Source organism: Sphingobium sp. WR1 (assembly GCF_059693745.1).
In genome coordinates this window covers 1-20727 of record NZ_JCATID010000021.1, presented here as the reverse complement: position 1 = coordinate 20727, position 20727 = coordinate 1, and the positions used below count along the sequence as shown (strand labels likewise).

General features: G+C 59.0%; 20 protein-coding genes. 12 read left to right on the top strand and 8 right to left on the bottom strand.

The window, feature by feature from the left end; genetic code table 11:
- Positions 1 to 10: 10 nt before the first annotated feature.
- The 3 genes from AC58EF_RS20890 to AC58EF_RS20880 form a co-directional block, all read right to left on the bottom strand.
- The gene (locus AC58EF_RS20890) at positions 11 to 1294 is read right to left on the bottom strand and encodes an efflux RND transporter periplasmic adaptor subunit (RefSeq protein ID WP_497278333.1); all 1284 of its coding nucleotides are present in this window, start codon (positions 1292 to 1294) and stop codon (positions 11 to 13) included.
- A gap of 99 nt (positions 1295 to 1393) precedes the next feature.
- Positions 1394 to 1816: a DoxX family protein gene (locus AC58EF_RS20885; protein ID WP_497278332.1), complete on the bottom strand. Its 423-nt coding sequence runs from the start codon at positions 1814 to 1816 to the stop codon at positions 1394 to 1396.
- Between the two features lie 253 nt (positions 1817 to 2069).
- Positions 2070 to 4751, bottom strand: a complete 2682-nt coding sequence (locus tag AC58EF_RS20880) for a TonB-dependent receptor (RefSeq protein ID WP_497278330.1) — start codon at positions 4749 to 4751, stop codon at positions 2070 to 2072.
- Between the two features lie 468 nt (positions 4752 to 5219).
- Between AC58EF_RS20880 and AC58EF_RS20875 the strand changes: the two genes are divergently transcribed.
- The 4 genes from AC58EF_RS20875 (at position 5220) to AC58EF_RS20860 (ending at position 9685) form a co-directional block, all read left to right on the top strand.
- Entirely contained in the window at positions 5220 to 6287 is a 1068-nt protein-coding gene (locus tag AC58EF_RS20875) for a lactonase family protein (protein ID WP_497278329.1), read from the top strand.
- Positions 6288 to 6589: 302 nt separating this feature from the next.
- Positions 6590 to 7897 (top strand): helix-turn-helix domain-containing protein, encoded by a 1308-nt coding sequence (locus tag AC58EF_RS20870; RefSeq protein ID WP_497278328.1) that lies wholly within the window; start codon positions 6590 to 6592, stop codon positions 7895 to 7897.
- A gap of 106 nt (positions 7898 to 8003) precedes the next feature.
- Positions 8004 to 8786: a c-type cytochrome gene (locus AC58EF_RS20865; RefSeq protein ID WP_497278326.1), complete on the top strand. Its 783-nt coding sequence runs from the start codon at positions 8004 to 8006 to the stop codon at positions 8784 to 8786.
- 2 nt (positions 8787 to 8788) lie between these two features.
- Positions 8789 to 9685 (top strand): peptidylprolyl isomerase, encoded by an 897-nt coding sequence (locus AC58EF_RS20860; protein WP_497278324.1) that lies wholly within the window; start codon positions 8789 to 8791, stop codon positions 9683 to 9685.
- Between the two features lie 11 nt (positions 9686 to 9696).
- Here AC58EF_RS20860 and AC58EF_RS20855 read toward each other — a convergent pair whose 3' ends face one another.
- Positions 9697 to 9894 (bottom strand): hypothetical protein, encoded by a 198-nt coding sequence (locus AC58EF_RS20855; protein ID WP_497278322.1) that lies wholly within the window; start codon positions 9892 to 9894, stop codon positions 9697 to 9699.
- On the opposite strand from AC58EF_RS20855, the gene AC58EF_RS20850 reads away from it, so the two are divergent.
- Positions 9871 to 10878 (top strand): HupE/UreJ family protein, encoded by a 1008-nt coding sequence (locus AC58EF_RS20850; RefSeq protein WP_497278321.1) that lies wholly within the window; start codon positions 9871 to 9873, stop codon positions 10876 to 10878. The genes AC58EF_RS20855 and AC58EF_RS20850 overlap by 24 nt on opposite strands.
- Before the next feature lie 139 nt (positions 10879 to 11017).
- Here AC58EF_RS20850 and AC58EF_RS20845 read toward each other — a convergent pair whose 3' ends face one another.
- A complete protein-coding gene (locus AC58EF_RS20845; RefSeq protein ID WP_497278319.1) occupies positions 11018 to 12118 on the bottom strand; it encodes an alpha/beta fold hydrolase in 1101 nt (366 codons plus the stop codon).
- 156 nt (positions 12119 to 12274) lie between these two features.
- Between AC58EF_RS20845 and AC58EF_RS20840 the strand changes: the two genes are divergently transcribed.
- The gene (locus tag AC58EF_RS20840) at positions 12275 to 13030 is read left to right on the top strand and encodes a GntR family transcriptional regulator (protein WP_497278318.1); all 756 of its coding nucleotides are present in this window, start codon (positions 12275 to 12277) and stop codon (positions 13028 to 13030) included.
- A gap of 86 nt (positions 13031 to 13116) precedes the next feature.
- Here AC58EF_RS20840 and AC58EF_RS20835 read toward each other — a convergent pair whose 3' ends face one another.
- From AC58EF_RS20835 to AC58EF_RS20825, 3 genes are read right to left on the bottom strand one after another with little or no spacing between them, the layout of a single operon-like run.
- Entirely contained in the window at positions 13117 to 13992 is an 876-nt protein-coding gene (locus AC58EF_RS20835; RefSeq protein WP_497278316.1) for an amidohydrolase family protein, read from the bottom strand.
- 58 nt (positions 13993 to 14050) lie between these two features.
- Positions 14051 to 14680: a fumarate hydratase C-terminal domain-containing protein gene (locus AC58EF_RS20830; protein WP_497278315.1), complete on the bottom strand. Its 630-nt coding sequence runs from the start codon at positions 14678 to 14680 to the stop codon at positions 14051 to 14053.
- Positions 14680 to 15546: a fumarate hydratase gene (locus AC58EF_RS20825; protein ID WP_497278314.1), complete on the bottom strand. Its 867-nt coding sequence runs from the start codon at positions 15544 to 15546 to the stop codon at positions 14680 to 14682. The genes AC58EF_RS20830 and AC58EF_RS20825 overlap by 1 nt, the downstream gene beginning before the upstream one ends.
- Before the next feature lie 80 nt (positions 15547 to 15626).
- On the opposite strand from AC58EF_RS20825, the gene AC58EF_RS20820 reads away from it, so the two are divergent.
- From AC58EF_RS20820 to AC58EF_RS20795, 6 genes are all read left to right on the top strand, one after another.
- Positions 15627 to 16604, top strand: a complete 978-nt coding sequence (locus tag AC58EF_RS20820) for an NAD(P)-dependent oxidoreductase (RefSeq protein WP_497278313.1) — start codon at positions 15627 to 15629, stop codon at positions 16602 to 16604.
- 67 nt (positions 16605 to 16671) lie between these two features.
- Entirely contained in the window at positions 16672 to 17061 is a 390-nt protein-coding gene (locus tag AC58EF_RS20815) for a DUF6152 family protein (protein ID WP_497278312.1), read from the top strand.
- 107 nt (positions 17062 to 17168) lie between these two features.
- Positions 17169 to 18053 carry a hypothetical protein gene (locus tag AC58EF_RS20810; protein ID WP_497278310.1) on the top strand — a complete coding sequence of 295 codons (885 nt, stop codon included), beginning with the start codon at positions 17169 to 17171 and terminating at the stop codon, positions 18051 to 18053.
- 227 nt (positions 18054 to 18280) lie between these two features.
- Positions 18281 to 18814 (top strand): heme-binding protein, encoded by a 534-nt coding sequence (locus AC58EF_RS20805; protein WP_497278309.1) that lies wholly within the window; start codon positions 18281 to 18283, stop codon positions 18812 to 18814.
- A gap of 43 nt (positions 18815 to 18857) precedes the next feature.
- The gene (locus tag AC58EF_RS20800) at positions 18858 to 20354 is read left to right on the top strand and encodes an amidohydrolase family protein (protein WP_497278308.1); all 1497 of its coding nucleotides are present in this window, start codon (positions 18858 to 18860) and stop codon (positions 20352 to 20354) included.
- Between the two features lie 162 nt (positions 20355 to 20516).
- The gene (locus AC58EF_RS20795) at positions 20517 to 20696 is read left to right on the top strand and encodes a hypothetical protein (RefSeq protein ID WP_497278307.1); all 180 of its coding nucleotides are present in this window, start codon (positions 20517 to 20519) and stop codon (positions 20694 to 20696) included.
- Positions 20697 to 20727 lie beyond the last annotated feature (31 nt).

Genomic DNA, 20727 nt, shown 5'->3' with positions numbered 1-20727 from the left:
GAGTCGCCCTTCAACGCCCGCCGAACGGGGGATTTGTTGCCGCCCCGGCCCTTCGCCGCGACGTCGAATCGGCGATGGGACGCAGCATCGCGCCGGGCCGGAGATTGCCAATCCCCTGGGTGATAATATGATCGCCGGGCTTGAGTCCGCCGGTTACGACCCAATTGGTCCCTTCGGTGCGATCCGCCGTTATGTAGCGCATGACGGCTTTGCCATCACTGCCGACGATCCATATTCTGGCATTTCCTACCGCATCGCGCGACACCGCTGGCTGGGGCACGAGATAGGCGGGTCTTTGCGCCGGTTGGACGAAGGACGCGCGGACGACGACACCCGGAATGAGGAGGCCGTCGGGATTGGGCAGCCGAAGTCTGAGCGTCACCGTGCCAGTCGATTCGTCAGCTATGGCCTCGGAAAAGAGTATGGTCGCCATATGGGGATAGATGCTGCCGTCGGGCAGCGTGAGCCGAACCTGGGTGGCGGGCGCCGGCCCTTCATTTTCGCCAAGATGGCGCCGAAGCGTCAGCAATTCGGCGGCTGACTGAGGTATGTCGACATAGATGGGATCGAGCCGCTGGATAGAAGCGAGCGGATCGGCTTGGCCGGGCGTCACGAGTGCGCCAACGGTGAAGATCGATCGACCGATCCGACCCGTGATCGGTGCCGGGACAGTGGTAAAGCGTAGATTGATCCTGGCCGTTTGGAGAGCAGCTTCATACTGGGCGACCGAGGCGCCCGCCTGATGTGCGGTCCCTACAGCGGCATCGTAATCCTGACGGCTCACTGCTTCGATGCCGACGAGCGGACGATAGCGTGCGACCAACAGGTCGGCCGTAACTTTGCTTGCGCGGGCGCTGTCGAGATTGGCTTGGGCTTGGTCGACGGTCGCCTGATAAAGGCTGGGGTCGATTTCATAAAGCGGCTGGCCGGCGCGCACGATGCCGCCCTCCTGGAAGCGGAGTCTTTGAATCACCCCGCCGACCTGGGGCCGGACCTGAGAACTTTGCGAGGCGACGACGCGCCCGATGAACTGCTTGGTTATCGGAACCATCGTCGGATGTGCGACCACATAAACGACCAGCGTTTCTCGCTTGTCCTTCGAATGGGCCTGCTCGGGCGCACACCCCGAAATGCTCGATCCGAACAGCGTAGCGAGGAGAAGGGTGGGGAGGGGAGTCCGACGAGATGCCATAGTGCGTGCCATCCGCATTTGAGATTCGTTGCTACCTCGGACACCAATGTGCTTCACGCGAAGGAAACTAGCATTGCTTGTGGACCTCCAACCGGCTGCCATGACTATAATCCTGGTCCTACCGGCCGGCATGTCACGTAAGGGGATAGGCACAGGGGCCGGCACTGGATCGGTGATAAATATAGGGCGCTGGCGCGCGCATCAGCCGCGCGGCTCGAAACGGGGTTCGCGTGCTCGCAGGATGCTGACCGCAAGCAGTCCGCCAATCAGGGAAAGATGTTCATAGATACCAGCCAGCGTTGCGGCGCGTGCGGGACCCTGTTCGTTCCAGAAGTCGAAGGCGACCGGGATGGTGAGCAGGGTAAAACCTGCCAGCAAAACCGCTCCGAGCCATGTCCGTTTCGTCCAGATCACCAGATAGCTGCCGCCCAATTGAAGTAGTATGACGGCCAGATTGAACAGGTGGGCCGGCTCGAGATGGAATTTGGTCATGATCCTGACGCCGGTATCCCACCAGAAAAGCTTGGTGAGACCGCTCACCCAGAAGCAAAGTGTCACGAGCAAGCGGGCGATGAAGCTCGCCGACGGCGTTTGCAGCAAGGAATGGGGCAGATCTGTCGACATGGCGTCTTCCTAATTTCCGGTGAGGTATCTTATTAACATAATAAACTAGGTAAATAAGCTAAAATCGACGGGTGGCTCACTTTATGAGATGCCGGGCGTCCTGCGCAGCGCTCGCCTTTGGCGGATCGTGCTTCTCATGCAATATCGCGGCCGACCCTTGCCGGCGGGATCTTCAGCGGCCGGCCGCAGGCATGGCCTGGCCAGAGGCCCGCGGCACGCATCGATCGGGCGCGCCGCAGACCCTCCTTTTCGTTCAATAGGAGAAGCGGACCCCGACCTTGAAGTTTCTGCCGACAACATCATAGGGTGAACCGGTTTCGAACGCGACAAGCGCACCTACTGGCTGCTTCTTGTTGAACAGATTGTTGATCGTCGTGTATAGTTCGAACTTCTTATTCCCCTGATCGAGCACCTTGATGCGCGCCGACCAGTTAAAATAAGTGGCGGCGGGAAATTTGTTTTGACTGATGCTGTTCGGCAGCGCCGGATCGTATCGAGGATCATCGGGACCAATGAGAAGCGCATCGCCGCCGATCGCCGACGTATAGCGCATCTGCAACGAGGTCATGAAATTGCCGACGTCATAGGTCAATGTCGCATTGCCCGTCCAGCGCGGCAGCCCGCCATTGCCGAAGCCCGCACGATCGACAGTCCGCGTCCGTTCAATCGTCGTCAGATGGTCCACCCAGGTGGCGAGCGCCCGGAAATCCAGGCTTCCCGGAAGGCCGACGCGCTCAAGCGAACTGCGATAGGATAGTTCGAAGTCGAGGCCGCTGGTGATCAGCCTGTCCTGATTGACGGGGACCAACTGGATGGTGGAGATAAACGGCGTCGTATTGGTGAAGGTGATGAGCTGGCAATAAATCTGATCGCCCGCCGCGCACGCATCCACAATATCTCGCGCGGTCGGTGAACTGATCACGCCGTCCACCTTGATCTTGAAATAGTCGACCGAGAAGCGCAGGCCGGACAACCAGTCCCAGCGTGGCTGGAACACCGCGCCCAAGGTGAGAGTGTTCGCAACCTCCGGTACAAGATTCCGGTTCCCGCCAGTCAGGGTCTGGACCTGACCTGTTGCGTTATTGATCGGGTTGAAGAAGCTGGCGACGTTCGCCAGGCTGCCCGTGCTGAACAGTTCGGCAAGAGAGGGGGCGCGGATATCGCGCGATCGTGTGACACGCAGGCGCAGCATGTCAACCGGCTCATATGTCGCGCCGATCTTCCATGTCGTGACCGTCCCGCTGGTCGAATAGTCGGTACGTCGAATGGCGGCATTGAGGTCGAGGCTGTTCACGAGCGGCAGGTCACGTAACAGAGGTGCGCCCAGTTCGGCATAGGCTTCCTTCACCGTCACCCTGCCGTTGTAGGTCGCCCCGTTCGAGGCGGCGAAGGCCTGAAGCTGGGAGAGCGGGTCGGCAATGCTGCTCAGCTTCTCCCTGCGATGCTCGGCGCCGACCGCCAACTCCCAAGGGCCTGCGCCGATCGAGAAAAGCTCGCCGCGCAAATTCGCCGATATGACATCCTGCGTGTAGAGAACGCGCGTGTAGGAGGGATCGGCGACATAGTCGAGCGCCGCTGCCGACGGCGACCCCGCGCCGAACAGGTTGATGGGAACGCACCCCGACTGAACCAGCGCACGTTGCGCCGCCGTCAGGTTCGGATTGCTGGCGATGGGGCCGCAGATGGGTTCGCCATTGGGACCTGCGACGGCATAGGCGGCGGCCATGAAGTTGGCGTTCACGATGTTCGACGGCTTGCTGTTGAGGAAATCCGTTTTGCCGTGAACATAGGCGATGTCCCATTTCCACGTGTCGGACAGATTGCCCCTGACCCCGCCCACGGCTCGCCAAGACTCGCTCTTGATCTGGCCCAGCGTTCCTCCAAATTCCGTGGTGAAGCGGCCCATGTTGAAGGAGGTGATGTTGTTGGCGATCATGGTGTCGCGCACTGATTGCGGCAGGAACGGGTTGTCCCGGGAAATCACGATGTTCGGCGCCTGAAAGTAAGTGGTGAAGGCGTCCGAGGTGAGCCGGCCGTAGCCGATTTCGCCGAAGACCGTGAGATCGTCGGTGAGGTCATAGTGGCCCAGCGCCATCGCCGTATAGCGTTCATAGGGTTGAGCGAGATTCCAGTTGCCGAACGGGTTGCCGCGCGGGTTGGACCCGCCCACCATCAGGTTTGAATAGACCTGACCATAGTCGAAGCGCGTCGGAACGCCGCCAGGTCCGAAGGTGATGCCGCGAAGTGGTCCCGGAGAATTGATGACGCTGCCGGCGGCCTGATTGGCATAGGTCACGTCGGTCGCAAATCCCTGGGCCGGTACGCCGACGGGTCGGTTGGTCCCATAGGAGATGATCGCGGATTCCCTGAACCAGTCCCGGCTGTAGGTGGTGGCGATCCCCTTGTTGATCGCATAGTCGCCGCCGATTACGATGCTACCGCGATTTTCGTGAAACGTGAAGCCGGCGGCGAGACTGGCGACCGTTTCGGCATAATCGCCATATTGCGAGATGCCCTTTTGGAAATTGCCCTGAATGCCTTCGATATGGTCCTTCAATACGATGTTCACGACACCGGCCACGGCATCGGAACCATAAGCAGCCGAGGCGCCTCCCGTGACCACGTCTATCCGGTCGATCAGGCTGGTCGGCAGGCGATTGACGTCCACAGTGCCGTCCGCATTGGCGGGCACATAACGATAGCCGTTGACGAGAACGAGAGTGCGCTGCGGGCGAAGGCCGCGCAGGTCGACATTGTTCTGCGCGCCTCGCAGGCTGCGCTGCCCCTGAGTCGGACCCGATGTCTGGCGGAAGGAAGGCACTTCGGTAATGGCTTCGCCAATGGTCGCCGGCGCCCGTGCCTGCAACTGTTCTCCGCTAAGCACGGATACGGGGGTCGGGGCGGAGAAACCGCCGCTCAATCGGCTTCCGGTCACGATGATGTCCGCGGTATTCGAATCGGACGTATTCGCGTCCGATGCATCGCTCGAATTTCCACTTGCATCCTGCGCCGAGACGATCTGAGGGGTTGCGAGGGCCCAAAGCGACACAGCCAGAAACAATCTCAAGCGGGGCTGACCCTTTCTCATTTTCGCGCTCTCCTTCCCATATCAATTAATTGTATGCGTCCGCCTTTAGTGTGTTAAAACATAAAAATCTATGATTATATGTTTTCCCTCGAGGAAGGTTTTTACGAGTGAAGGTGCGTAGCGGGAAGGATGTACGATATGCCTCGTTTCAGCCGACGGGAAATTGCAGAAGGCATCATGCTGCTTCCCATCGCCGGTGCGGGAAAGGCTCTTTCGTCGGTTCCGCTCCCCCGACCAAGGCGGCATCGCATTTTTCTAGGCAGCTATACATTCACCGCCGGTGAAAGAAAATTTCGCAATTTTGGACCGGACGATATGGCGGGCGAAGGCATCTACAGTTTTGATTTCGATGCGCGCACAGGTCTGGCGGGGAAGGTGACGCTGGCGGCCAGAACCCCCAATCCGGCCAATCTCATGCGGCATCCTTCATTGTCGGTGCTGTATGCAGCCGGTAGCCGTCATCCCGTCAAAAGCGGCCAGAATCTGATCACCGCTTTTCACCTGGCGGAAGGCGTATTGCACGAAATCAACCATGGGCCTTGTGGCGGCATCAATCCGACACAAGGCAGCGTCGATCGATCGGGACGCAATCTGCTGACCGTCAATTTCGATAGCGACAATCTGGTATGCCTGCGGCTCCGCTCGGACGGCGGGATCGGCCCAATATCTAGCCGCGTGGGCAAAGATCCTGGAGAAGATCCGTCCCAAAGCGATGGCCCGCCGATGCAAAGCGGCGCGGATGCTGCCAACCACGGCATCGCCGACCGGACTCGGCCGCATATGGCGCTGTTGTCCCCGGACGGCCGTTTCGCTGTCGTTGCGCAAATGGAGACCGACAGTTGCGCCATTTTCCGCTTCGATTCCACCAGGGGCAGCCTGACACCCCATGGCGAGGCGCTTGGCGCCAGAGGATCAGGGCCGCGTCATATCGCGTTCGGTCGCGATGGTCGTTTTCTCTATAGCGCTGATGAGCATGGATCGACCGTCACCGCTTGGCGCTGGAATAATGGGAAAGGGGAACTCTCCGCCTTCCAGCGGCTTGGCACCTTGCCCGAGGGGGAAGCCGTCGCCGGGAACAGGGTGGCTCATATCGCGGTCCATCCGGCCGGGCGTTTCCTCTATGTCAACAATCGGGGACCGGGAACTATCGCTGGCTATGCGATAGATCAACGAGCCGGAACATTGACGCGGATCGGCTGGACTTCGATAGGCGCCGTCATGTCCTGGCATTTCGCGTTCGATCCATCGGGGCGCTGGCTTCTCGTGCCCAGTAATTCGGACAGCACGACCCGAATCTTTGCCGTCGATAAGCAAACCGGCCGCCTGTCGGCCACGGATCAGATATTGACCACGCCATTTCCCACCAGCATCCAGATCGTCTGAAACTGACCGGGGATATCGTGGCGCTCCGTTTCCCTGGGCGACATTGCCGGGATTCGCGCCATCGGGTCCGACATATTCGATATATGCCCCGCACCGGCACGCGCGAAGGGGTGGCTTCAACCACCACCGATGCGGTATCGGAATTTTGTGAGCCGTCGGAGTTGCGCTATACTCAGGCTGAAAATGGGGATATAGGACGAGGCCGGTAGCTTTATGGATGATCTAGTTTTCTATGCTAATATTGCTGGTTTGTCATTCATCTTAGCGGACATACGACGCTGACCACGTGAAATTGGGGCAACGTGTCCGTGAATGATCTTTTAAATAAGGATGAATGGCTGGCTTTGGCGGCGCAACTGCGCGATGCCAAGGTTTTTGGCCGATCCTTCAATCTCAATCAGCTTTTCGATCTATTGATCGAGGCTGCTGTCGAGGGGCGGACCTTTAGGGAAATTGAAATTGCCTGCCTGCTGTTCGGCGAAAGCAAAGGGCCGGCCGCCGTTCAGGATGCGACGGTACGTGTCTATGTGCACAGGCTTCGCCAGAAACTTGACCAATATTATGCGACACAGGCTCCGCAGGCGCCTCGGCGCCTCTATATGCCAAAGGGCGAATATCGGCTGAGTATATTGGAAACGGCAGCGATACCTGTCGAAGAGACCCCAGCCGAAATCCGGCGACCCAGCTTGTCGTTCAGGGCGACGCTCTGGGGCGTCGGGATACTTGCTGCGCTAGGGCTGTTGGTCCTCATCTTGACTCGTGCGCCGACACCGGATTCCGGCATGGCGGCCATACGTTCCTCCAGCTTCTGGGGACCTACGATCGCGTCTGGCAATAGCGTGATTGTGCTTGGTGACTATTATATCTTCGGCGAATTGGACGGCTCGGGCCAGGTTCACAGGCTGGTACGAGAATTCTCGGTCAATTCCCGCTATGATCTCGCCGAAATGTTCATGGAGAAGCCGGAACTGGTCGAAAAATATGTGGATCTTGGCCTGCGCTATTATCCCATTGGCGTGGCGCGTGCGCTCCGTGACATATTGCCCGTGGTCCAGTTCGGCACCACAGATGAGGCGCGACCGCGTATCATCTCGGCTTCGAACCTATCGCCAGGGATGATCCGAACCCGCAATCTTATCTATGTCGGTTATCTGAGTGGCCTAGGCGCCCTGCGTACTCCGGTGTTCAATGGCTCCAGGCTGAAGATAGGTTCATCCTATGACGAACTGACCGATAGCAAGACTGGTCGGCTCTATGCGATGTCAATAAATCGTTCGGAAGACGGCCAGACGCACGAGGAGTATGCGTATCTCAGCCGCTTCGCCGGCCCCAGCGGAACAAATATCATCGTGATCGCCGGTACGCGTGACGCTGCGTTGATGCAGGCGGCGGACTTCGTATCGCACAAGGCCAATCTTGAAGAGGTGGAGCGGCAAGTGGGAGGCGCCAAGGCATTTGAGGCGCTGTTGCGTGTCGAAACCTTGGGAGACGAGAACGTCTCCGGCAAGCTTGTCTTCGCTTCGCCGCTCGCGGCCGACAAGATTTGGGGGGCTTCGACGAAAGAAGGTTTCCCGGACGATGACATGGGGATGCGCAGTTCCAACCGCTAGGCAGGCCGATCAACGTAGCAGTAACGTTGTGGAACTGTAATCGCCTTGCACGGTGCGGCCGTCCTGACCACGGCGGGCCATTCCTTCATTCTCAAGGGGTGCCGCAATGCCCGGCGGAAAGGCGAAATGGTCGACATACCAGTGCGCGTTGTTGGTTTTGTGCGGAGGATTAATTCTTCTGCTTATCGTTATGGCTGTCCATCATGGTTGGTCCGACGGGACCAAGCGGGCTGCGCTCGTGGCTGCCGATCCCGATGCGATCCTTACAGATCCATCGCTTGTCGCAACCGGTATCACGCTTGGTGCGCCGGTGTTCCGGGAGCATTGCCAATCCTGTCATGGCCCAGCCGGAGAAGCGGATCGCACTAGAGGCATACCTGACCTCACGGATCAGGACTTCCTCTATGGCGAGGGACATGTGAGCGAGATAGAACAGATCGTGCGCCATGGCATCCGTGCGGGCGACCCCGAAGGCTGGAATGCCGCCGACATGCCCGCCTATGCCACGCTGCGGCCCTATGCTCGTGAGCCCATTCCGCCTCTTGCGGCCAGACAAATCGACGATGTCGTAGCCTATTTGCGCACCTTCGCCGGGGACGATCCCGATCCTCTTGCCAGCGAGCGGGGAAGGGCGATCTTCGCGGGCAACGGCGCTTGCTGGGATTGCCATTCGGAGGATGTGTCCGGTGATGCGGCAATTGGCGCGCCCAATCTGTCGGACGAGATTTGGCTTTATGGCGACGGATCGCGGGCATCGATCCGGCGGTCCGTCGCCCATGGCCATGCCGGCATCAGTCCCGCCTTCGGCAGGCTGCTTTCACCACTCGAGACACGTGCTGTCTCTGTTTTTGTCGCTTCGCTTCCATCGAAGCACGCCAGGAAAGGATGATCATGAACGATCATGATTCCGCGGGAAATGGATGGTCTCTGGCACAGCCGAACAGCAGACGGGCGCTGTTGCTGAGCGCCCTAGGTGCCTTGACCGGGCTCGGCATTGCAGGAATGGGCCTCTTCACCGCGCAGGGCACGCGCACCTCGCGGATCCCGCCCGAGGATATCGCTATCGTCAATCAGATACCGATCCTGATGAGCGATTACGTGATGCAGTTACGGGCCGTCAACGATGTTTCCCTGGCCAAGGCGACGCCTGTGCAGAAGCGCCGGGTGCTTGAGGATATGATCCGGGAAGAACTCTATGTTCAGCGGGGACTCGAATTCGGCTTCCAGACCGACACGACCGAAGTGCGCAATGCGCTGGTAGGCGCCGTGGAGGCACAGATCGCCGCCGACGCCGCCATGACGCAGCCCAGCGATGATACGCTGCGGCGTTTCTACATGGCCAATCAGGACAAATATGCCGATGAAGGACTTATCAGCGCGGACGACTATCACATAACCTCTTCTGCGGCGGCTGCAGAGATTATCGCCGATTTGCGCCGGGGCGGCATTTCGCCTGCAAAGATTGCGCGTTGGGGACTGGTCCGTACGTCTCGCTCGACAACTGGCGAGGAATATTATTTTGCGGCGCGCATTCATCTGGGCAACCAGCTATTCGCCATCGCCCGCCGGATTGCTGCAGGCGGCATTTCCGATCCTGTCGCCCTGCCGGACGGCCTCCACATCATAGCGGTTCGGACGAACAGCATGCCATCGCCCCGGGTCTTTGAAGAGGCTCGCAGTCAAATACTCTCCGATTATGTTGCTGCCGAGGCAAAGCGCCTAATCGCCCGTAATGATGTTTTCCTTCGCAAGCGCGCTGATGTGATTGTTCGGGACGGTTTTGAATGATCCGTCCGCTCCTACTTCTGTTCATCGCCGTCTTCTGGAGTGGCGGCCAGGCGCAGGCGCACACGCGCAGCGAGTCCCGAAGCGCCTGGACGCTCGAGGGGCGTCAGGTCCACATGGCCTTTACTGCGGCCGAAGCGGAGATCGCGCGTATCGACAAACACGTCCAGCGCCCGGACGACAAGGAAATGCTGCGCTATCTTGCCGCCCATCTTGGCGTGGCCGTCGACGACAAGCCTTGCACCGTGTCAACGCCGCCCAAGGTGCTAAGCGCGGCGCCCGGCTTTCGGCGCGCGGAATTCCAGTTCATCTGCCCAGGCACCGAGGGAATGCGTCTGATCGATACCGCCCTGTTCACCGAGGTTCCCACGCATGTCCATCTGGCCCAGATCCAACGGCTCGATGGCGAGTTTGTCGAGCAGATGATTACCGCGGAGGATCAGGGGATCGACATCGACAAGGAGGGGGGCAGCGCGCTTCGTGACGCAAGTTTCGCCAGGTTCATCGAAATGGGCCTGATGCATATCTTCACGGGCATCGACCATATCTCCTTTCTTATCGGCCTGGTGCTCATCTCGCGCCGGTTGCGTGATCTGGTTTTCGTGGTGACGGGCTTCACGATCGGGCACAGCCTGACCCTGGCGCTGGCCGTGACCGGAATCATCCGACCCCATGCTGAGTTCATCGATGCCCTGGTGGCTTTGACGATCGCGCTGATCGGTGCGGAAAATGTCGCATTGTCTTCACGCCGTTCCGGGACGATTGCACTTACGGTAGGCGGCATGTTGGTCGTCATGCTGATCCTTCGCCTGTTCGGTATCGGACTTCTGCCACCATTGCTTCTTGCCGGCGCTGCCCTGTTTTCCGCCTGCTATCTCATTATCTCCGGGCATCTCCGGGATGCGGGCCGTATCCGGCTGTTGGTCACACTGATCTTTGGGCTGATCCATGGTTTCGGTTTCGCGGCCGATCTTCTTGAAAGCAGGCTACCGGCCGAAAAGCTCGCCGAAATATTGATCGGCTTCAATCTGGGTGTCGAGATCGGTCAGCTTAGTATCGTATTGCTGCTAACGGCCTGCGTCGCTCTGCTCGCAAAGATTCGGTTGGCGATGCCGCGTCCCATTGTGACCGATGTCGCCGCCGCGATCCTGGTTGCCGTAGGTACTTACTGGTTCATTAGCCGAAGCTTCGCTTAAGGAAACGGGCGGTTGGAGCAGCCGGGCGAGCGCCGGGACAGTTATGCGCCCTATCCTGCAGAGAAATATAGCCCTCCACCCTATTGATCGGGGCAGATGCCTCGGCCAACATGGTGGAGGGCGGTGGGATGATCTCGATTCAGCGAGCTGCGCTTTGGGGTAGTGAGTCAAGGAATTGGGCGAGAGCGGGCGCCCAAAGTGAGGAGTCCACGTAGGATAGATGGCCACGGGTCTTGGGGCCTGCCGGGATCAGCAGATATTTTGCGTTAGGAATCTGTTGTACGGCTGCGTCCACAGTGCGCAGATGCGGCGGATTTACGTCATCGTCGGCGAAATTGATCGCCAGCAGCCGCGCCTTGATCCGGTTGATCCCCGGCGCAGGATCATAGTCCTCCGCCGCTTCCCGGCCCCACAGCACATCATTGGCATCGGTCTTCTCCGCCTCCCGTTGCGCGCGGAGCACCCATTCGCGGCCGCGGGCGGGATTGGGCGCCTGCGCTTGAAGATTGACGGAACTTTCCATCATCAAGGACAGGGCAGGGGCGGTGATCGTCCATAGCTTGGGCGGTGTGGTATAGTTGCCATTGTTCCAATCTGGATCGCCACGGATTGCGTTGATCGTCACTTGGCGCATCATCCAGTTCCGGCCGTTCAAGGCGACCGGCTGGCTATTGATGGGCACGGCCGCGTCCATGAAATCGGGATAGGTGATCGGCCACATCCAGCTATGCATACCACCCATGGAGACGCCCAGCACAAGCCGCAAATGGCTTACACCAAGCACTTCGGTCAGCAGCCTATGTTCGAGTAAGATCATGTCGCGATAGCGATAATGCGGAAAATTGCCTTTCAATCCATCGCTCGGTTTTGATGAACCGCCGCGACCAAGGGCATCGGGAATGATGATGAAATATTTCGAGGCATCGAGTGGCTTTCCGCTGCCGAAAAGCGGATCCGCCGTCTCCGGCTTGAACCAGTTCTTGCCTACGCCACTGGTGCTGTGAAGCAGGAGTACCGCGTTGATCGGCCTGCCTGAAGCATCACGACGCAACGTACCGAGCGTAGTGTAGGCCATCTTCACTTCGGGAAGTGAAGAACCGTCTGCGAAGGTGACGTTAGCGATCGTGGCGGTTGCGGAACGCTGTTGGGGCCAGGTGCGCTCGGCGGTCTGTGATGTTGCCGGACCGGCGAGCGCGGCAATCATGAGCGCGGTGATCGCGATAGTGAATTTTCTCGGCATGTCTCTCCCTCACGTCAGGATCATTGTCCGTTACATGCTATCGTAAAAACCTAGTATATGATGTTTTTTGCCTGTCAAGGCAAAGCCCATGCAGATGTTTTTCGCTTTGGCGCGTTGGCTGCTTGACCGTTCAACTATGTTGCCTATTTTTAGGCCATGGTATCTATAAAACTAGATCATGCGAATCGGGAGCCGCCGGAGTTCAATCGCCGGGGTGTTCTCCGTTATGTCCAACTGGCCGCGCTGTTTCGACGAAAGATCGAAACGGGCGAGTGGAGCGAGGGCGCGCAGATTCCCACTGTCATGGAGCTTGCCGAGGAGTTCGGGGTCGCACGTGAGACGATCCGGCAGGCGCTGGGCATTCTCCATCGAGACGGCCTGATCGAGCGGCATCGTGCCAAGGGCACGTTCGTGACCGGAGGCCAGAAGGAACAGCTCTGGTGTGAGTTGACCACGAGCTATTTCGGCCTGCTGCAAGCGCGCGAAGGGGCGGAGATCGAAGTATTGTCGGAAACGCGACGGGCCCAGATTCCAGGGCTACTCGAATTCGGCACCGCGACTGGCACTTATCGCCATCTCGTGCGCCGGCACTGGCGTAAGGAAGAGCCGTATTTGCTGGCTGATGTCTTCATTGCGGAAGATTTGGTGAAGCTGATCCCTCGTGCCGCTTTCACGCGGAAAACGGCGCTTAAGATCATCGCTGATGTTCCCGATATCGATCTGAACGACGTTGAGCAGACGCTGACGATCGGCGCGGCCGATATCGAAATGGCCGACAAACTTCAAATGCAGCTCAATGCGCCGGTAGCGCATGTGAATCGCTATGCCTTGAATTCGAAGGGAGAATTGTTGCTGTTTGCCCGTGGTACGTACCGCGCCGATGTTGTGCGACTGAACGTCAAACTCAAATAGTGCTGATGAGGCTTTGGTCCGGGCTTTCGCCTGGGGGCGTCGGTTTTCGGCATTGACCCGGTCATCGCCGATGACCGAAATCTGTTTCAGCCGTAGCGACGGCGGGGATTGTCGACCAGTATCCGCCGGAGGATGTCGGCATCGTTGATCCAGTCAGCCAGGAGATCGAACAGGTGCCCTACATCGGGCGCCTGTTCCCTCATGCGGACATAGGGCCAGTCCGATCCCCATAGCAATTGGGCGGGATTGGCCTCGATCAGCGCGTCATGGAATGGACGTAGCGGTGTGAGGTCGCCGCCTGGAGCGACCCGGCGACAGAGGGTCAGCTTCACCATGACCGCCCCTTCGCGCACCATCGCCAGAAGGCGCTGAAAATCGGGATGGGACAGGCCCAGCGACGGGTCGAAGCCCCCCATATGATCGAGTACCGGATCGACACCCCACTTCTCGACATCGGGCCATGCGGCGAGAAGCGTAGCAAGCGGCCCCCAAAGTTCGGCATGCCATCCGAGATCCGGGAACTTCGGGGCGACGCCGGCAAGCCCTTCCAGCGTGACGGCGCCGCTATAGGGCGAGCCGTCTGGCAACCGGGCCTCCACGAAACGCAGCCCTTTCACACCGGCCACGCGCATTTCCTCCAAAAGGGAATCGGGTGTCGTGGCATCCGCGACGGCGATGCCGCGCAGGCGCCCTTGGGCAGCGCGCAATCCACGGACCAATACGCTGGGGTCGTGCCCATAGGGACTGGGCTGCACGATCACGCCGCAGGCCACGCCGATCCGATCGAGCATGGCCAGATGCCGCTCGACGGGCGCCAGGGGGGGCGCATAGCTCGGCGGATTGGCGAAAGGGAGATCGGCCTCGAAAATATGCGTATGGCAGTCCCAGGCTCCTTCCGGCGGCGCTTTGGACGGGGCGCTAGGGAACACGGCATCCTCGGCCGTGGCCATCAATGCGTTCATCATATCTGCTCCTGAATAGCTGGGCTGTGCTCGCTCCCCCTTCCGGCGAGCGCCAAGATTAGTTTCCAGCGGACGGATTTTCGCGGCGTTGGTCGAGTCGGGCAAGTATGTCGGGAAGCTTCTCCTCGGCCTGCCGGCTCAGATCGGCGTAGAGCGAATGGCCAAGAGCATCGATCGCGACAGTGAGCGGACCGAGTTCCCGGACCAGCAGGCGGCTAAGCTGGAAATGGGACGGCAGATCGCGCCATTCCACTTGGCGCACTTCCCGGATCGCGGCGGAAAGGATCGGGCTACCCCCGCCCAGCATGGACACATAGATACAGCCGATCTCTTTCATCGCCTCCACCGCCGCCGGTCCCAATCCCCCCTTGCCGCCGACGATCAGGAGATCGAGCCCGCGGATGATATCGGGCATGACATCGTTGAAGCGCGTGCTGGTGGTCGGGTTCACATAGTGAACGTCAAAACCGCCCGCCCCATCCGGCTCGATCATGGCGGGAAGATGGAGGAAGGCGCCGTCGATTGTCAGCGGCAGCGGCGTATCCGTCTGTATCGCCTGGAGAATCCGCTTGTGGGTGGGCAGGCCGCCCGTGACGACAATTTCACCCGAAAGATAGAGAATATCTCCGGCTCGCAACTCCAGAATCCGCTCGCGCGGGCACGGCAGCTCAAGATGGTGGGTCGCCATCAGATAAGCCGCTCCACGCGGCCATCGCTGTGGATACGCGCCTTGGTGCGCCGATTGATCCAGCAGTTGAAGCAGACCGCGACCGGCGTGTAGCCATGTCCGAAGGCGTAGTCGATATGGACCGCAAGCACCGTGGTTCGCCCCCCCGTACCCATCGGGCCGAATCCGGTCGCATTCGCCGCCTCGGTAAGTCGTTCTTCCATGGCCGCCAGCACGGGTTCCGGATTGACCGAGCCGATCGGCCGATAGGTGGCGCGTGTCGCCAGCTTGGCCGTCATATCGAAATTGCCGCCGATGCCGACACCTACGACGACCGGCGGGCAATGCTGCGATCCCGCAGTGATGATCGCACGCATCACGGCCGCTTCGATGTCCGCCAGGGAAGGGGAGATGAAGGTTTCGATCGATGCCCAGCGGCCGGACCCGAGCGCCTTGGGAATGCAGGTGATGTCGATATAGTCGGCATCGCCAATCAACTCGACGCTGATCGCAGGCATTTCCTTTCCGGCATAGCCGCGTTCATTGGTGAGCGGATTGTTGACATGCTTGAGCAGAGGTGGGTCGATCGTGGCGGCCAGATGCGCAAAACCCTCGACGATCGCCGCCTTTAGATCACCCGACCAGCGCGCGCGGCCCCCGATTTCGAGCAGATACATCGGCACGCCGCTGTCGGAACAGACATAGCGGTCGTTGGTTTCGGCCGCCTCGGCGCTTTTTAGCATGAGATCGAGCGTCGCCCGCGCACTTTCGCTCGTCTCCTGCTCCCGGGCTGCGGCCAGTGCCGACTTCGTATCGTCGGGCACCTTGCGAAGCGCATCGGAATAGAGGCGCTCTGTCACCTCACGTACCAGATCGTTGTTGATCATTGCCACTTTCAAAGACCTATCATTATGGGCTATAAGCTATGCAGCGACGCGCGACGTGTCAAGAATTGGAGAGCAATTGGGTGTCCCAGATACTGGAAAAACCAAAAATGCTGGTGATTGGTCTGGTCCCGCCCGCTCTGCGCGAGTCGATGGGTGCGTTCTTCCAGCTTGAGGATTATCCGTTGGAAGGGCCGGACGCCCAGCCGGTGTCGATGCTTCCGTCAGGTTTCGATGCATTGTTGACGCGAGCGATATGCGGCGTTCCACCGGGCGTGACAGATGCGCTGCCCGAACTCAGGCTCATATTGTCGCTGGGCGCCGGAACCGAGCGGATACATGTCGCCGACCTGCATGAGCGCGGTATTAGCTTCGTCAATACGCCTGACTCGATGACCGAAGACGTAGCAGACTATGCGATCGGTCTTATGTACGCGCTGCGTCGCCATATCGTCGCCGCCGATAATTTCGTGCGGTCGGGCCAATGGGGCGTGAGCGCATTTCCCGTTGCCCGGCGGATGGCGACCGCATCGCTGGGCATCGTGGGACTCGGCCGGATCGGTTGCAGAATTGCCGACAAGGCGGCCGCCTTGGGATTGACGGTCCACTATCACGGTCGAACGCCTCGGCCCGAAATCACCCATATCTATCATGACAGCATCGCGGATTTGGCGGAAGTCGCGGACATTTTGGTGTTGGCTTGCCCCGGTACGGACGAAACACGCCATATCATCGACGCGCCCGTGCTGCGGGCGCTCGGTCCGAATGGGTTGCTGATCAATATCGCGCGCGGCTCTGTCGTGGATGAGGCGGCGCTGCTGACTGCTTTAGAAAATGGCACAATCCTTGGCGCGGCGCTTGACGTGTTTGAAAGCGAGCCTGGCATAGATCCCAGGTTTCTGGAGCTTCGCAATATTCTCCTGTCCCCCCATGCTGCGGCGATCACGGAGGAAGCCAGAATGGACGCCGTCGACCGCCTGGTGTCGGCGGGACGGAGTTTTACACAGGGATCGACAACGGGGGAAATGATGGGTGAGGACAGAAAGAGGATGAAGATGTAAGCCCAATCGCCTTGTACCTGGCCGCACTGAAATAGATTAGAATGTAAAGTGTATTCCGGAGAGTATCATGAAGAATATCATAAAGTGGGTCGCCCTTGCCGGGGTCGCTATGAGCGTACCGGCACTTGCGCATCATTCCTATTCCGCTTTTGACCGGACCAAAACGCTGACATTGCGCGGCACGGTGGCGGAACTCGATTGGGCGAACCCACATGTCTATATCGTATTGATGGCGTCGCCGCCCAAGGGCGGCAAACCCATCCGCTGGATGATCGAGGGCAACCCGCCGGGACATATGGCCCGTCTCGGATGGAAAAAGAATGCCGCAAAAGTAGGAGATGTCATCCAGGTCGTGATCAATCCGCTACGCGACGGACAACCGGGCGGCCACTATCTCTCGGCTGATCTGCCAAATGGTGTGAAGGCGCTTTCGGCAGCCGATGCGCGCGCCAAATAAAAGCTAGGCGGCGGACGGTTCGTCCGTGCGCGCAGCGGGCAAGGATGTGCCCGTCGATGAACATTATTGTCGGGAGGATTTAAGTGAGGCACGGCATGACTAAGGGGATGCAATTGCTGCTCGCTGGCGGCGCTTTGATATTGGCGGCAGGACAATTGGCCCGCGCCCAGACCACGGAAGACCCGTCGACATCTCAGGCGGAACCGCGCCCGGCAGGAGCCGATGAGGTCGATCTCAAGAAGACCGATAGCTATTATGCTGACCCGAGTGTTCCCAACATAGCGGGCTTCTGGCGCCCTGATCCCAAAGTGCCGCTCGAACGCTTCTTTTTGCTCGATGGCACCCAGTTGCCGCTACGCGACAACACCGGGCAGAATGGCTTCCCCTACAAGCCAGCCTGGCAAAAAGCCTATCAGGCGAGGCGCGACGCGGAGCGCGCGGGGCAACCCTTTGGTGATCCGAGCGCAGTTTGCTGGCCGGGCGGTCTCTATAAGGATTATATTGGCTATCCCTCGCCCATCGAGATCATTGAGACGCCTGGGCGCGTGGTTCTTACTCATGAACGCATGTCCCCGGTGCGACGCATCTATACGGACGGACGCGGCCATCCGGGGCCGGACGATCTGGTCCTGACGGCCAACGGTCATTCGATAGGAAAATGGGAGGGCGAAACGCTTGTTGTCGACACGGTCGGATTGCGCAAGGAGTTCACGCTTTCCGCTTCGCCAGGAATGCCGCACTCGGAGGCGCTGCACGTTACCGAACGGTTCACGCGCGTGGATCCTGTGACCTTGAAGCTCGAAATCATCCTGGATGATCCTGTGGCATTCACTCAGCCTGTAAAGAACATCCTCTTCTTCAAGCTGTGGAAGAATGATGAGATGACCGAAGATTTCTGTGTGGACGACAACCGCTATGTCGTGGACGAAAATCTGCGGACTCATCTCGACTTGCGGGAAAAGAAGCGCTTCGGTTCGGACCTGCCCGAGTAAGGATAGGTCCTTCCGCCTGGGTGAACGCCAACGATGTTCGCCCAGATCGGAAACGATCTAGGGGTTGACCGGGTGTCGAAAAACATAAAACATTATGTTATAGATATTTGAGTGATAGCGGCTATTGATTCGAGAGGCGAATCACTGTGCGCGCGGCAACAGCCGCATTGCGCGGCGGCGCGGCGGCTTCCGGACTACTATGGTAAATGGAGAGTAAGATGCGGACTATGATCAAACTGGGCACTGCGATGGCTGTTGCGGCGTTGATGGGCGGAAGCCTTGCAGCTCAGACCCCCGCGAATATACAGGCGATCGTGCAGGTGCCCACGCTCTCCCAGGAGGCGGCGGTGACTATCGGCGAAACCTGCATGGCCATGTCCAAGAAGAATGGCTGGCGGGAAGCGATTACGATTCTCAATGCCCGTGGACAGGTGATCTATTTCAACCGCGTCGAAGGCACGCATGACATGGGCATGGAAACATCGCTCATGAAGGCGCAAGGGGCGCTGTTTTCTCGCCGCATCGGCCGCGATATCGGCCCCCTCAATCCTGAACTTATCCGGATCAAGAATATCCTGATGTCGCCGGGCGGCATTCCGATCATGGCCGGCCGGGATCTGCTGGGCGCGGTCGGTGTCGGGGGAGGCATCAGTATCAATGATCATGAATGCGGGATGGCCGGGCTTACCGCTGTCGGTCTGGCGCCCAAGGAGGTGCCGCCGGCTGCGGTGAGCAAGCCGGCCTCTCCGGACAAGCCATGACGGCCTATGCCTTATCATTGTCGGTTGAATAAGGACTTTAGTAATGCCCCATATTAGCGATGAGGAACTGGCTCAACTTTTCCCGGCGGAGGACATTGCCTTTCGTTCGCCGTTGCCGACCCAGATAATTTCCAGTCCGGAATATTTTCCGGAGCGGCAAACCGCCCAGCAAAAGCAGGTAGAAGCGCGGCTGAAAGAACGCGGTAGCGAGATGGCCGCCAAGCTCGGGATGAGCCGGCGCCGTTTCTTCCAAACGGCTGCCGGTATGGCGACCGCCTATCTTGTGATGAATGAGGTTTACGGCAATCTGTTCGACGTTTCGGCGGCCGAAGCGGCAACCCCGGAGCTCGCGGACGAGAAGCGCGCCGCGCTTGCCCATCAGAATATCTTCGATGGCCACACGCATTTCATGCGCGACGACACGCGGCTGACCAATCTTGTCAACATGCGCAAAGCCGTGGGAAGAGCTGGTTGGAACAAGTCGCTGATCGATACCGAGCAGACGGTCGACAGTCTGAAGTTCAACAATTACTTCAAGGAAATATATCTCGACAGCGATACGGCGATCGGTACGATCAGCAATTCGCCGTCGGAGGTCGAACAGGACTGGTTCATTCCCAACACGACCGCTTTCGAGGCGCGCGACAAGATCAATCGATGGGCCGGTTCGCGCCGAATGCTGGCGCACTATACTTTTAACCCCGGCGATCCCGCATGGCTTGAAGGTATTGAACATGCCGGAACCTTCAAGCCGGACGGTTGGAAGGGCTATACGATCGGGGATAATACGAACAAAAAACTCGCCAAACCCTGGCGCCTTGACGATGAAAAGCTCATGTATCCCGCTTATGAGCGAATGTTGAAGCTGGGTGTCGATCAGCTTTGTATCCACAAGGGGCTTTTTCCGCCGTCGCTTGAAGCCCAGTTCCCCAATCTCAAGGAATTTGCCGGGGTTGGTGATGTTGCAAAGGCAGCCAAAGACTGGCCGCAGATGAAGTTCATTATCTTCCATTCGGGCTATCGTCATGTCGGTTCCCCCGATGCGTCGCCCGACGTGGCAATGGCGGAATGGGATCAGACCGGCCGCAGTTCCTGGGTTTCCGATCTTGCGGAGATTCCGGAAAAATATGGCGTCGACAATGTTTATGGCGATCTCGGTCAGCTTTTCGCCTACACGGCTGTGGCCCAACCGCGTTTGGCCGCGGCGTTGATGGGCACGCTTATTCGCGGCCTGGGTGCCGACAAGGTTTTGTGGGGCACCGATGCGGTCTGGACTGGGTCCCCCCAGTGGCAGATCGATGGCTTGCGCCGTCTCGAAATTCCTGAGGACATGCAGAAAAAACATGGCTTCAAGCCATTGGGCGGTCCCGATAGTGCCGTTAAACGCGCTATTTTTTATGAAAATGGCTTCCGCGTGTTCAACTACAATCCCGAGAAGGAATTGGGCAAGACCGATCGGTTTGCGGAGATGAAGGCGGACTATATCCGCAGTGGGCCTAACCCCAGCAATCTGCGCTATGGCTATGCACGTCTCGGCTGACGCAGCTCCCCGAGATACCAGAGCATTTTTCAGTCGGGTGGAATACCCGACGATTCGGAAATTGCGTCAAACCAAAAGCCTGGAGCGGTCGATCCGACGCAATCGGATCGCAAATCGCTCTAGGCAAATGGACTGATTGCCATCCTTGCCCAAGGGTGGCGGTTGGCCCTTCTCAATAAAGCGAATGGCGGCATCGCGTGCTGCGATGAAAAGGAGATCGGCGCTATGCTCATAGATAAACAATCGGCATCTGCCGACCGTGATGCGCTGTACCGGAAGATCACGCTTCGTATCCTCCCGATTGTCAACGGCGGAGCAAAAGTCGGCCATTCGGCGGCGTAAAACCAGGCCATCGTGTTACATGCCGGGGGGA